8 protein-coding genes are annotated in these 13503 nt (G+C 69.8%); 4 read left to right on the top strand and 4 right to left on the bottom strand.

All coding sequences use genetic code 11. The features are described 5' to 3' along the window. Positions 1–301: 301 nt before the first annotated feature. The 3 genes from Apa02nite_RS41945 (at position 302) to Apa02nite_RS41935 (ending at position 9408) form a co-directional block, all read left to right on the top strand. Positions 302–4000, top strand: a complete 3699-nt coding sequence (locus tag Apa02nite_RS41945) for a fibronectin type III domain-containing protein (protein WP_203830048.1) — start codon at positions 302–304, stop codon at positions 3998–4000. Positions 4001–4080: 80 nt separating this feature from the next. Next, complete coding sequence (locus Apa02nite_RS41940) at positions 4081–7905, top strand: fibronectin type III domain-containing protein (protein ID WP_203830047.1); 3825 nt, start codon at positions 4081–4083, stop codon at positions 7903–7905. Positions 7906–7983: 78 nt separating this feature from the next. Beyond that, a complete protein-coding gene (locus Apa02nite_RS41935) occupies positions 7984–9408 on the top strand; it encodes a chitinase (RefSeq protein ID WP_203830046.1) in 1425 nt (474 codons plus the stop codon). Positions 9409–9469: 61 nt separating this feature from the next. Here the strand turns inward: Apa02nite_RS41935 and Apa02nite_RS41930 are convergent, their stop codons facing one another. Both Apa02nite_RS41930 and Apa02nite_RS41925 read right to left on the bottom strand, forming a co-directional pair. Then, positions 9470–9712: a DUF3817 domain-containing protein gene (locus Apa02nite_RS41930; protein ID WP_239164931.1), complete on the bottom strand. Its 243-nt coding sequence runs from the start codon at positions 9710–9712 to the stop codon at positions 9470–9472. Positions 9713–9714: 2 nt separating this feature from the next. Next, the gene (locus Apa02nite_RS41925; protein WP_203830045.1) at positions 9715–10134 is read right to left on the bottom strand and encodes a hypothetical protein; all 420 of its coding nucleotides are present in this window, start codon (positions 10132–10134) and stop codon (positions 9715–9717) included. 86 nt (positions 10135–10220) lie between these two features. On the opposite strand from Apa02nite_RS41925, the gene Apa02nite_RS41920 reads away from it, so the two are divergent. Beyond that, positions 10221–11165, top strand: coding sequence for a GlxA family transcriptional regulator (locus Apa02nite_RS41920; protein WP_203830044.1), 945 nt, complete (start codon positions 10221–10223; stop codon positions 11163–11165). Between the two features lie 62 nt (positions 11166–11227). Here the strand turns inward: Apa02nite_RS41920 and Apa02nite_RS41915 are convergent, their stop codons facing one another. Next, a complete protein-coding gene (locus Apa02nite_RS41915) occupies positions 11228–11779 on the bottom strand; it encodes a thymidine kinase (RefSeq protein WP_067690637.1) in 552 nt (183 codons plus the stop codon). Between the two features lie 61 nt (positions 11780–11840). Then, on the bottom strand, positions 11841–13370 hold the full coding sequence (locus Apa02nite_RS41910; protein ID WP_203830043.1) for a hypothetical protein: 1530 nt from the start codon (positions 13368–13370) through the stop codon (positions 11841–11843). Between the last annotated feature and the right edge of the window lie 133 nt (positions 13371–13503).

Genomic DNA, 13503 nt, shown 5'->3' with positions numbered 1-13503 from the left:
ACGTCGATCGGAAAAAGGGCGTCCGGGAAGGCGGTCGCTCATCGACGAGGGTCGTTAGTGGCAGTCGAGGTCACGAAAGGAGGTTTCTCCACGGAAAGGGTGACTTAGGGTGCCTTTCATGACACTAAGCGTGAGGGGCGGTGGATCGCGGACGCGGCAACGGTGTCGCCGCGGTGCCACCGTCGTGGGAAGGTCAGTCCTTGCCGGGCTGCTTGTCGGCGTGGCAGTGCCGGCGGTGGTCGGTTCGCCGGCCCAAGCCACCGCCCCGCCCGGCATCCCCCTAGCGGTCGCGCATGCACCGATGGGTGTGCAGCCAGGAAAGATCAGGGTCTCGCCGGACGGGACGCACGTATGGGCGACCGACCTGTCCAGCCCCGGGGCGCCGGGACAGATCCTGAACCTGAACGCGTTGAGCGGGTACTCGATGCTGGTCACGGCAAACGTTGACGGCAACGACCCGGCGGACATCGCCTTCAGCCCGGACAGCGCGTTCATGTTCGCCCCGCTGACCGGTTCCGACAAGGTCGTCGCGCTCTCCGCCGCCTCCGGCGCGCCGATCGGATCCGGACAGGACATCGCGCGAGGCCCGTATTCCACCGGAGGGGGATCCGCGCCCACGGGTATCGCGGTCGTCAGCGAACCCGTTTCAGGCGATCTTCGGGCCTACGTCGCCACCTCCGGTCTGACCACGCTCAAAGTGATCGACCTGGGCTCCGGCATCGTCAGCACCGTCGCCAACGGTGGCGTCGGGCCGGTTGCCGTGGCGGCGAGCAATGCCGGCGACAAGGTGTTCACGGCCGGCACCGACGGCACCATCCGGCAGATCAGCACCAATGGCAACACGATCGTGGGCGGCAGCGTCAACCAGTCGCACAGCACCACTATCCAGGATCTGGCCGTCACCCCGGACGGCGGAACCCTGCTGGTGGCCGGGGACGACGGCACCACCGGTTACATCGACGCCTACGCCTCGTCGCCCAGCGGCCTCACGTTCATCAACTCGACCACGGCTCAGCTCGCGTTCACCCAGATCACGGTCACTCATGACGGGCGGACTATCTACGCGGCTGCCGGTGGGCGCACCGAGACGAACGGCTCGAGCGACGCGCGTCTGCTCACCTTCAACCTCAGTGACTTCACGACCGCGGCGCTGGCGGTGCCGCCGGCCCCGGCGTCCCCGCTGAACTCGGAGAGCACCGTGTCACAGCTGTGGGGGGTGACCACCAACCGGACATCGCCGGTCCTGTACGCAACCGGTCGGGGCGACACGGGCCTCATACCCCTGGACGAGGGCTGGGCTCTCGCCGTGACGCATCCGACCGCTCCGGACGTGCCGACCTCGGTGCAGACGGTGTCGGCCAACCGGGCCGTCAAGGTGAGCTGGACCGCGCCGGTCGACCCCGGATCGGAGTCGATCACCGGCTACGACGTCATCTCCTCGCCGGGTGGCAAGAGGTGCCACAGCGCCAGCACCGACACCTACTGCTGGGTGTACGGCCTGACCAACGGCACGCCGTACACGTTCACCGTGACCGCGACGTCCGACGCCGGCACGAGCCTCGCCACGGTCAGCTCGCCGCAGACACCGTCGGCTGTGCCGTACCCGTACACCTTTGATCTGGCATTCTTCGCCGGCACCGGGGTCTCGGGCCTTCCGGCCTCGCCCGGCACCGCCACTGCGGAGAAGCTCCAGGTGCCGGTGGGTCTGGCAGCCGCCGCGAACGGCGACGTCTACATCGCCGACTCCTGGGCCGACCAGGTGACGCAGGTGAGCGGCGCCACGATCACCCGGATCGCCGGTAACTCCAACGGCAGCGCCGGCTCGCCGGCGTTGCCCACCGCGGCCGCGACCGCCGCCCTGTCGAATCCGAACGCGGTGGCCCTCGGGCCCTCCGGTGACGTCTACATCGCCGATACCGGCAACCACCGGGTGTCCAAGATTGACGAGGGCATCCTCGTCGTAGTGGCGGGCACCGGCACCAGTGCCGCGGTCATCCCCGGACTGGCGAGTAGCTCGCCGCTCGCCTCGCCCAGGGGCCTGGCGTTCGACCTCAACGGCGACCTCTACATCGCGGACACCGGCAACCACCAGATCCTGAAGGTCGATCACGCGACCAACCAGTTGTCGGTCTTCGCCGGCACCGGCTCGGCCGGGACGGCTACCCCCGGGTCGCCGGCCACGGCGTCGCCGCTGCAGAGCCCGCGCGGTGTCGCGGTCGACGCCTTCGGCAACGTCTACATCGCCGACACCGGCAACTACCAGGTGGAAAGGGTCGACCCGGAGACCGGGCTGCTCTCGGTGGTGGCCGGCAGCGGGCAGAAGGGCACGCCGCTGAACGGCACCACCCCGATCGGCAACGACCTCGGCGACATCTACTCCCTGGCAGTCGGTCCGGAGCAGGCGTTGTACCTGGCGGACCGGTCGAACAACATCGTCGAGCGGATCGATCTGACGGCGCCGACCGCGATCCAGGTGATCGCGGGCAGTGGCCTCGCGGCCGCGGCGACCGAGGTCAACGGCATCGACTCGGACCTCCGCCAGGTGTCCGGTGTCGCGGTGCGGCCGGACGACGGGAAGGTTTACATCTCCGACAGCGGCAGCCACCGGGTCCACCAGCTGACGCCGGCGGACCGGGTGCCCGGACCGCCGACCGGCCTACTCGCCCAGGCGGGCAACGCGTCCACGGTCCTGACGTTCACGACGCCGCTTTACACCGGTGGTAGCGGGGTCCTGCTCAACATGAACCCCTACTACTACAGCACCGATGACGGTGTGAACTGGAGCCCGCTGCCGAGCCCCGGCATCAACGATTCGACGGTCACCAGCACGATCACCGGGCTGGGTAACGGGACGACCTATGCGGTTCGGGTCCGGGCCATGAACGCCGAGGGCGACGGGGTGCCGTCGAAGCGGGTGAGGGTCACCCCCGACGTCCTGCCGCAGGCGCCGGTCGTGCCCACCGCTGAGGCCGGGGAGAACTCGGCACTGGTCAAGTGGAACCCGCCGGCCAACAGCGGCAGTGTGATCCGCGAGTACGTCGTCTCGACCTACCTCGACGGCGTCAAGCAGTCGACAGCGCGGTTCACCGCGTCGACCCTGACCACGACGATCACCGGGCTGATCGGTGGTGGGGCGTACACGTTCCGGGTCGAGGCGGTCAACGCGCTCGGCGTCGGTCCGGCCAGCGCGGCCTCCAACGAGGTGAAGCCGACCGGTACGACCACACCGCCGACCCCGTCGCCCACGGCCGAGCCGTCCCCGAGCACCAGCACGCCGGGCCCGGGCCCGTCCACCTCACCGACGGCCACGCCGACCCCGACCCAGTCGCCGACCACACCGCCGAAAATCAACGTTGACCTCAACCTGAAGAGCGGCGGGGACCTCGTCGGTTCGCAGGCCACCATCAACGGTGGCGGGCTGAAGGGCTCCTCGGAGTTCACGCTGATGCTGCACTCGACGCCGGTGGTCCTGGCCTCGGGCGTCACCGACGAGGCGGGCTCGTTCAGCGCGAAGGTGATCATGCCGGCCAAGGCGTGTATCTCCGGCGGCCTGCACCAGCTGGTGCTGAGCGGTACCGCGCCGGACGGCACCGTCGTCTCGGACACCAGCTGGATCGTGCTCGACGACACCTGCAAGGCGCAGACCGGCAGCGGGACCAAGCCGCCGGCCGGCTCGGTGGCGCTGGGCAGCGTCCTGTTCCCGGCGGTCGGCACGGCGTTGCCGGCCTCGGCCAAGACCGTCCTCAAGACCAAGGACGGCGCCATGAAGACGTCGACCCTGGTCACGCTCACCGGCTACGCGCTGACCAGCTCGAAGACGAAGACCGGCATCGCCGCCGCGCAGAAGGTGGCACTCAAGCGGGCGATCGCCACCCGTGACTACCTGAAGGCACTCGGCGTCAAGGCGCCGATCAAGGTGGTCGGCGTCGGTGGCTCCACGGCCGCCAAGCCGGCCTGGCAGAAGAACAACCGACGAGTGGTGATCACCGTCCGCTACTGAGCGAGTTTGCTGATCAGGCGCCCCCGGGAGATCTCCCGGGGGCGCCGTCTCATTCCAGATGGTGACTTAGTGTAATTTTCATGACACAAAGCGCGGTCGGAAGGTCGGCCCTCGTCGGACTGCTCGTCGCGATGTCGGCCGTGGTGGTGGTGAGTTCGCCCGCCCAGGCCGTCGTCCAGCCCGCTCAGGTGCTGGCGCATGCCGACTTCGGCTCCGGATCGGGGCATCAGCCGGGACGGGTCCGGGTCTCGCCGGACGGGAGCCGGGTGTGGGCGGTCGACCTGGGCGATCCGGGTGGCCCGGCGCAGATCCTGAAACTGGACGTGAGCACCGAGACGTCACCTGTCTGGCACACGGTCGCGCCGCTGTCCGGCCAGGATCCGTACGACATCGCGTACAGCAGCGACAACCAGACCATGTACGTCACGATGAGCGGCGGTGCCGGCCTGGTCGCCGCGGTGGACGCCACCACCGGAGCGGAACTCACGGTCGGGATGAACTACGCGTCGCCGTGGACCATCGGTGACGTCCCCACCGCCATCACGGTCGCCAGGGTCGGGTCGCAGGACGTCATCTACGTCGCCGCCTCGGACGCGCACAAGGTCTACGCGCTGAACGCGACGACAGGTCTCAACGTCATGATCAACACCAGCTTCTTCCCGACCGCGTTGACCGCGAGCAGCGACGGCACCAGGGTGTTCGTGGGCGGCAGCGACGGTGGGATCCGGCAGATCGCCACCGGCAACAACACCATCGGGGCCAGCGTGGTGACCGCGCACAGCACCACGATTCAGGATCTCGTCCTCACCCCGCACAGCACCGGCCCGGACAGCGAGATCCTGCTGGCCGCCGGCGGCGACGGCTCGACCACCGGGTACATCGACGCGTACAGCACGGCCTTCAACAGCCTCGGCTATCTGAGCTCGATCACCCGGACCGACGAGAAGCCGTTCACGCAGCTCGCGGCGACCCGGGACGGGCGCGCGGTCTACGGCGCCAGCGGCGGGGGCACGATCAGCGCGCGGCTCAACTCGTACGAAATCAGCGCGTTCCTGATCTCGACGCTGCACACGCCGCCCCGGCCGGTCACCAGGCTCGCCAGCGTCAGCAGCCTGCCACAGGCCTGGGGCGTGGCCGCGTCCCCCACGCTGTCGCGGCTGTACGTGACGACCCGCGGCGACGCCGGAGTCAGCGCCGATCTGGGCTCGGGGCAGGTGGTGCAACATCCGGACGCGCCCGGTGCGCCGGGGCTCACGCAGGCGCTGTCCGGCTCGAACCGGGCGGTGCGGGTCAGCTGGCTGCCGGCCGTCCCCGGATCCTCGACGGTCACCGGTTATGACGTGGTGTCCGTGCCGGGCAGCCGGCGATGCCACACCGACGGCGCGCTTTTCTGCTGGGTGACCGGGTTGGACAACACCGTTTCGTACGATTTCGTGGTGACCGCGACCAGCGCGGCCGGCACCGGAAACCTCCAGGTGTCCACCGGCTCGGGGGTGCCGCAGGCCGCCGGGTACCCCTATCACCTGAACTTCTTCGCCGGCAACGGGCTGCAAGCCATCACGGACACCGGCGGTGCCGCCGCGCAGCCCTTGTACAACCCGAGTGGTGTGACGGCTGACGCGGCCGGCAACGTGTACCTCGCCGACGCGGGCGACAGCCTGGTGACGAAGGTGGCGGCCGGCCAGATCAGCATCGTCGCGGGTCTCCGGAGCGGCGGCGGATTCCCCACCCTCGACGGCCCGGCGACGGCGTCCCGGCTGCTCTCCCCGCGGGCGCTCGCGGTGGCCGCCAACGGTGACCTCTACATCGCGGACTATGCCGACCACCGGGTGGAGAAGGTCTCCGGCGGCATCATCACGGCGTTCGCCGGCACCGGCACCGGCGGCACCCCGATCGCCGGACCGGCGACGAGCTCGCCACTCGGCGCACCGGGTGGCCTGGCCCTGGACACCGACGGCAACCTGTACATCGCCGACACCACCAGCAACCAGGTGGTCCGGGTCGACCAGGCCACCGGCGTGCTGTCGATCGTCGCGGGCACCGGCGTCGCGGGGGCGTCGATCCCGGCCGCCCTCGCGACGGCATCACCGTTGCGGGCGCCGCGCGGGGTGGCGGCCGACGCCTGCGGCAACGTGTTCATCGCCGACACCGGGAACTATCAGGTGCTGAGGGTCGATGCCGGCACCGGCCGGTTGTCGGTCGTCGCCGGCAGCGGGCAGCAGGGTTTCCCGCTGGACGGCACGCTCGCGGCCACCAGCGCTCTCGGCGAGATCTCCTCGCTCGCCATCGGCCCCGAACAGGCGTTGTACCTGGCGGACCGGTCGAACAACGTCATCGAGCGCTTCGACACCACGGCCGCCACACCCGAGCTGCAGGTCATCGTGGGCAGTGGCGCCCTCGCCGCGGCGACGGACAACACCGACAGCGTCGACTCCGACCTGGCGCTGCCGCACGGCGTGGCGGTGCGGCCCGACGACGGGAAGATCTACATCGCCGACAGCCTCAACTACCGAGTGCACCAGCTCACCCCGCCCGACCGGGTTCCCGGGCCACCGGCCGGACTGACCGCGCAGCCGGGCAACGGGACCGCGACGCTGAGGTTCAGCGCTCCGGTCTACACCGGAGGCAGCGGCGTTCCGCTGAACAACCCTGATCCGTACGAATACAGCACCGACGGCATCACCTGGACCACGCTGACCACCACTCCCGGCGGCCCGGCGGTCACCGGCACCGTCACCGGCCTGGTCAACGGGCGGACCTACGAGGTCCGGGTCCGGGCCCGGAACGCCGTCGGCACCGGACTCGGGCTGCCGTCGAGGCCGGTACGGATCACCCCGGACGTGGTGCCGTCCGCACCGGCCGTGCCAGCGGTCCAGGCCGGTGACCGTGCCGTGACCGTCACCTGGGCCGCGCCGACCAACCCGGGAAGCCCGCTGCTCGAGTACGTGGTGACGCCCTACCTGGCCGGTGTCGCCCAGCCGAGCTCGCGGTATCCGTCGACCTCGACCACGGCGACGATCACCGGGCTGACCGCCGGTACGGCCTACACGTTCCGGGTCGAGGCGACGAACTCGGCCGGGGTGAGCCCGCCCAGCCTGCCCTCCACCGAGGTCCGGCCGAGCGGGCCGAGCCCGTCGCCCAGCATCTCCGCGTCGCCGACCACGTCGCCGACCGTCTCGCCGTCGCCCAGCACGAGCACTCCCACGGCCGGCCCGACTCCGACCCCGACAGCGACGCCGTCCGTCCCCGCGAAGCTCAAGCTCGATCTGCATCTGAAGTCCGACGAGCAGCTGGCCGGCTCGCGGGCGTCGATCAGCGGTGGTGGCCTGAAGGGGTCGTCGCCGTACACCCTGACGATGCATTCGACGCCGGTGGTTCTCGCGTCGGGCCGTGCCGACGCGGCGGGACACTTCAGCGCCGGCGTCACCATGCCGCGCAAGGCGTGTGTCTCCGGCGGCCTGCACCGGTTGGTACTGACCGGGGTTGCGCCGGACGGGAGCGTCGTCGCGGACACCAGCTGGGTGGTGCTCGACGACACCTGCACGGCGCAGACCGGCGCCGGGACCGCGCCGCCGCACAGCGTGGTGGGGCTGGGGAGTGTTCTCTTCCCGTACCTCGGCGCGAAGCTGCCACCGACGGCCAAGCGATTCCTCAAGGTCAAGGACGGTGCGATGGGTAACGCCGGCCTGATCACGCTCACCGGGTACACGCAGACCGGCCGGAAGTCGAAGGCCGCGATCGCGGCCACCCGGCGGCTCTCCCTGAAGCGGGCCATTGTCGTCCGTGACTACCTGCGGGCTCTCGGGGTCCGGGCGCCGATCAAGGTGGTCGGGGTCGGTGGCCAGCTGGCCGACAAGAAGAAGCAGAAGTACAACCGGCGAGTGGTGATCACCGTTCGCTACTAGGTCCACGATGGGCGCTCCGGGATTTCTCCTGGGCGCCCATCTCTTTACAACTTCAGTTAACAGTCCTAATAATTAGCCATGCGTCGATCAGTGACCCTCGCCACTGCGGCTGTCGTGGCCGCCGCGTGTTCCAGCGTCTATGTGGCCAGCACCGCGAACGCGGCGGCAGCGTGTGCCCCGGCCTGGAGCACGTCCGCCACCTACGTCAAGGACAACGTCGCCTCCAAGGGCGGCAACAACTACACCGCGAAGTGGTGGACCCAGGGTGAGGACCCGGTCCTGAAGAGCGGCCAGTGGGACGTCTGGATCAACAGCGGCGCGTGCGGCGGCACCACGAACCCGTCGCCGAGCACGACGAGTGCCAGCCCGAGCACGTCGCCGAGCACCAGCCCGAGCACGTCGCCGAGTCCGAGCACGTCCCCGAGCACCAGCCCCAGCCCGAGCACCAGCCCGAGCACCCCGATCCCGGTCGGCGGCCTGCCGAAGCACGCGCTGATCGGCTACCTGCACGCCAGCTTCGCCAACGGCGCCGGCTACCTGAAGATGGCCGACGTGCCCGCCGACTGGGACATCATCAACCTGTCCTTCGGCGAGCCGACGAACGCGACCTCCGGCGACATCCGGTTCACCCTCTGCCCGGCCACCGAGTGCCCCGGGGTGGAGAGCGAGACCGACTTCATCGCGGCGATCAAGGCGAAGCGGGCGGCCGGCAAGAAGGTGCTGCTCTCGATCGGCGGTGCCAACGGTCAGGTGCAGCTCACCACGACCGCGGCGCGGGACAAGTTCGTCAGCTCGGTCAGCGCGATCATCGACAAGTACGGCCTGGACGGCGTGGACATCGACTTCGAGGGTCACTCGCTGTCGCTGAACACCGGTGACACCGACTTCAAGAACCCGACCACCCCGGTGATCGTCAACCTGATCAGCGCGGTCAAGTCGCTCAAGGCCCGGTACGGCACCGGCTTCGTGCTGACCATGGCGCCGGAGACGTTCTTCGTGCAGCTCGGCTACCAGTACTACGGCTCCGGGCCGTGGGGTGGCCAGGACCCGCGGGCCGGGTCGTACCTGCCGGTGATCTACGCGCTGCGCAACGACCTGACCGTGCTGCACGTGCAGGACTACAACTCGGGCTCGATCATGGGGCTGGACAACCAGTACCACTCGATGGGCGGCGCCGACTTCCACGTCGCGATGACCGACATGATGCTGGCCGGCTTCCCGGTGGCCGGTAACACCGCGAACATGTTCCCCGCACTGCGCGAGGACCAGGTCGCGTTCGGCGCGCCGAGCTCGGTCAGCGCCGGCAACGGATACGTCGCGCCGGCCGTCGTCCAGTCGGCGGTCACCTGCCTGGTCAAGGGCACCGGCTGCGGCGGATACACCCCGCGGAGCGGCCTCAACCCGGACTTCCGCGGCCTGATGACCTGGTCGATCAACTGGGACCGGTTCTACAGCTGGGAGTTCAAGAACAGTCACGAGCCGTTCCTGAACGCCCTGCCCTGACGGCGGGGAGAGAACGCCCTGCCCTGACGGCGGGGAGAGAACGCCCTGCCCTGATCAGGGGCTACCGGCCGGCCGTGACCCGCTGAATCCGGGTCACGGCCAGCCACCCGCCGACGCCGGGAATCCAGGCCAGGAACCGGGCCGGCCGGTGCGGGAAGGCCAGGATCACCACGATCAGATACGCACAGCCGTGGATCGGCCCGCACAGCGAGGCGATCGGCTTCAGGTGCACGGTCGCCAGGTTGCTCAGCAGGATCACCAGTGAGAGCAGCTCCACCATCGCCGCGATCCGCAGGACACGCACGGTCAGGCTCCCGTCGTCGAGCCGGGGCGAATGATCATCAGCACCACGACCACGGCCCAGAGCAGGTTGAAGACGCCGGTCAGCATCCCGAGCCGGCCCGGCGGAACGTCCTCGCCCGCGATCACCCGCTGCTGGCCGGGCAGGACGGCCAGACCGAGCAGCGCGGCGGCCAGCCCGGTGAGCACGATCGAGGTGATCAGCCAGGTGTCGCCGAGGACGCCGAGGCTGCTCGCGGTGGCCAGCCCGAAGACCGGCACGGCCACCCCGAACAGGGCGTAGACCCGGCAGATCCGGTGCAGCAGGGGCAGGGCGTCGCGCTGACCGCGGCGGGCCGCCGCCGGGAACATGCTGGCCGCCACGGTCACCGGACCGATCGCGATGATCGCCGCCAGGACGTGCAGGCTGAGCAGGAGCTTTGTCACGCCGACGACGCTAGTGATCCTTATCGGGCACCGGAACTGGCTGGATTGCCCACTGTCAACGGATTCCGGCCAGCTATAAAGGTGCGATGCACATCGTCGCGGTTCTGGCGCTCGACCAGGTGATCCCGTTCGACCTGGCCACGCCGCTCGAGGTGTTCGGCCGGGTGCGGCTCGCCGACGGCAGCACGCCGTACGAGGTGCGGGTCTGCTCGGTCACCGACACCGTCGACGCCGGGGCGTTCACCCTGCGGACCCGGTACGGCCTGGACACCCTGCTGGCCGCCGACACGATCATCCTGCCGGGCTGCGCGGACGTGGCCATGGTCGTACCGGAAAAGGTTTTGGATCATCTGCGGAAAGCCGCCGCAGGCGGCGCGAGAGTGGCCTCGATCTGTGCCGGCGCCTTCATCCTGGCCGCGACCGGCCTGCTGGACGGTCTGCGCGCGACCACACACTGGCTCGCCGCGTCGGACCTCGCCGCCCGTCATCCGCAGATCGAGGTGGATCCGGGGGTGCTCTATGTGGACAACGGCCAGTTCCTCACGTCGGCCGGCGCCGCCGCCGGCCTCGACCTGTGCCTGCACCTGATCCGGCGTGATCACGGCTCGGCGGTCGCGGCCGACGCGGCCCGGCTGTCGGTGATGCCGCTGGAGCGGGAGGGCGGTCAGGCCCAGTTCATCGTGCCGGAGCAGCCGCCGACGCCGCGCGGCTCGGTCCTGGAACCGCTGCTGAGCTGGATGCAGGAGAACACCGACGCCGATGTCACGCTCGACGACCTCGCGGCGCGGGGTGGGATGAGCATCCGTACGCTCAATCGCCGGTTCCGTGAGCAGACCGGGACGACCCCGCTGCAGTGGCTGCTCCGGGCCCGGATCCGTCGCGCGCAGCACCTGCTGGAGGCCACCGACCAGCCGGTCGAGCAGATCGCCGGCCAGGTCGGGTTCGGCTCACCCACGGCGTTCCGCGACCGCTTCAAACTGATCGTCGGCACCAGCCCGCAGAGCTACCGGGTCGCGTTCCGCAAAAGCTAGAGCACCAGCCCGCAGAGCTACCGGATGGCGTTCCGCAAAAGCTAGAGCACCAGCCGCAAGAGCTAGGGCAGGACCACGCAGCGACGGCACCGCGCCTCGTACGTGTAGGTCCCGTCGTCCGGCAGCGCCGTCGACGGCGCGAGTTCCCGGATGAACGGCTTGCCGTGCTCCAGCACCTGGGTGTGCGTCGCGTCCAGCGACCGGCACACGTCGCACACCGCGCGCCGATAGATCACCTTCTCCGGCGCCAGCTCGAACAGCGCCCGGACCGGCGCGAACAGCTGCCCCCGGTGATCCAGGTCGATGCCGGCCACGACCACCTTGACACCCTGCCGGACCGCGACGCCGAGCACCGCGATGTCGTCGACGGTGAACATGTGGATCTCGTCGACCCCGATCACCTCGACGTCACCGTCGGCGGCGCCGGCCAGCGAGTGCACCTTCACGGTCTCCAGGGTGCCGCCGGAGCGGGACATCACCGCGGTGTCCCGGCCGTGCCGGGCGGACTGGAAGATGCGGTGCGGGATGCCAGTGTGCTGCAGCGGTGACAGCAAGCTGATCATCTCGAGCGACTTGCCGCCCTTCATCGGGCCGAGGATCACGGTCAGGTCCATGACGCAGAGCGTGCCACCAGGTGGATCACCCGATGGCACGCACCCCGTCAGCGGATCGCGGTCAGCCGATGCGGTAGGTCCGGTAGATCGTCGACTCGCTGTAGCCACCGCTGGTGTACGTGGCCCGGACGCTCACCGCGACGTAGCCGGCCGCCGGGTTCTTCACCACCGCGGTCCAGTTCCCGCCGATCTTGCGGACCGGTACCGCGCGCCAGGTCTTGCCGCCGTCCGCGGAGATCTTCGCGGTCAGCGACTTCAGCTTCGGGTTCGCCCCGCGGGTTAGGTCCTCGTAGTGCACGACGCGGTTCAGCCGGAGCGCCACGGTGGTGGTGCTGCCCGGCTTGGCCTTGTTGTACAGGTCCAGCCCGGTCGGGATGATCTGCACCGAGTAGTTCGGGGCCAGCGTGTTCTTCTTCGCCTTCGGGTTCAGCGGGAACCGGTAGGTGACCCGGCTGCTGGTGGAGAGCATCCCGGCCGGGAAGGTGACGCCGGCCTCGTACCGGGTCGCGGTGTTGGTCAGCGTGTACCAGCCGGCCTTGGCCGGCCGGTAGTACAGGCTGGGCCACGACCCGCCGGAGTTCGACCGGGTCTTGACGACCTTGCCGCGGTAGGTGAGGGTCGCGGTCCCGCGGCCATCGCTGATGCTGCCGGACGTGGCCGAGAGCGACGGGTCGGCGAACATGTCGTCGAGCGGGAACTCGAGGCGACCCTGATATGTGTACGGCAGCTCGGTGCCCGGACCCCAGCCGGCGCTGTTGAGCCGGACGCTGTACGCCTTGCCGGCGGCGACCTTGCGCGTCACGGTCGGGCTGCCGTCGGCCTGCAGGTCCCAGGTGCCGGCGGACAGGTAGAGCTTGTTGCTGGCCGGTCGGTCGGTGGAGCCGAGCGGCGCCCACAGGTGATCGCCGCAGCCACCCTTGACCGGCTGCACCGCCTGGTTGAGGTAGTTCGCCGAGTTCGGCCCGCGGCGCGAGGTGACCTGCACGGTGGCCAGCCCGGTGCGCCGGAACGTCTTGGCCGGTGCGCTCGGCAGCCCGGTGGTCCGGTGCATCACCGCGTAGCTGGCGGTCTCGGCGGAGCCGTCGGTCCACGACCCCAGCGCGCCGTAGGCCAGCTTGGTCGACTTGCTCGGGATCACGTAGAGCGCGGTCCGGTCCCAGGTGCTCGCGTCGATCCGGGCGGGCGCGCTGGTCCTGGTGCAGATCTGCACGTCGAGCCGGGCCGCGAGGCCGGCCGGGGCGGGGTTCAGCCCCAGGTTGATCCGGCGGCCGGAGCGGGCGTCCAGGGTCAGCTTGCTGGTGCCGGAGACCTTCACGGTCCGCCCGCCGAGGGTGGTCGTGCTGCCGGTCGGGATCGAGACCACGACGGCGTAGTTGCCCTTGGGCAGCTTCCGCGCCTTGCCGGCCCGGAGGGTGTACGACGAGCTGGTCGACAGGTTGACCGCGGTCGCGCTGATCGCGACCTTGGCGCCGGACCGGTTCACCGCGGTGAGGGTGAGCGTGTTCGAGGCCGCGAGGGCGGCGCTGCCGGTGGTCAGCAGCAGGGCCGTGGAGAGCACGGCCGCGGTGGCGGGAAGCGCGCGAATGGACATCGCCCCGGATCATGACATAGACCGGACGAGATATCGATCCCGTTGCGACGTTCCGGTTGCGTACCGCCCGATAGGTGAAGGTTAAAGGTCCGATAAGGAGATCACTGACGCTCGCCGCACGGTGTTCTCCCCA

This window comes from Actinoplanes palleronii (genome assembly GCF_016862315.1).
GTDB lineage: Bacteria > Actinomycetota > Actinomycetes > Mycobacteriales > Micromonosporaceae > Actinoplanes > Actinoplanes palleronii.
Note: the sequence above shows the minus strand (reverse complement) of the source record. Positions and strands in the feature narration are given on the sequence as shown.

Coding starts and splice junctions, on each gene's coding strand:
- Apa02nite_RS41940 (WP_203830047.1), top strand. CDS start 4,081: ATGACACAAAGCGCGGTCGGAAGGTCGGCCCTCGTCGGACTGCTCGTC.
- Apa02nite_RS41945 (WP_203830048.1), top strand. CDS start 302: ATGGGTGTGCAGCCAGGAAAGATCAGGGTCTCGCCGGACGGGACGCAC.
- Apa02nite_RS41910 (WP_203830043.1), bottom strand. CDS start 13,370: ATGTCCATTCGCGCGCTTCCCGCCACCGCGGCCGTGCTCTCCACGGCC.
- Apa02nite_RS41915 (WP_067690637.1), bottom strand. CDS start 11,779: ATGGACCTGACCGTGATCCTCGGCCCGATGAAGGGCGGCAAGTCGCTC.
- Apa02nite_RS41920 (WP_203830044.1), top strand. CDS start 10,221: ATGCACATCGTCGCGGTTCTGGCGCTCGACCAGGTGATCCCGTTCGAC.
- Apa02nite_RS41935 (WP_203830046.1), top strand. CDS start 7,984: ATGCGTCGATCAGTGACCCTCGCCACTGCGGCTGTCGTGGCCGCCGCG.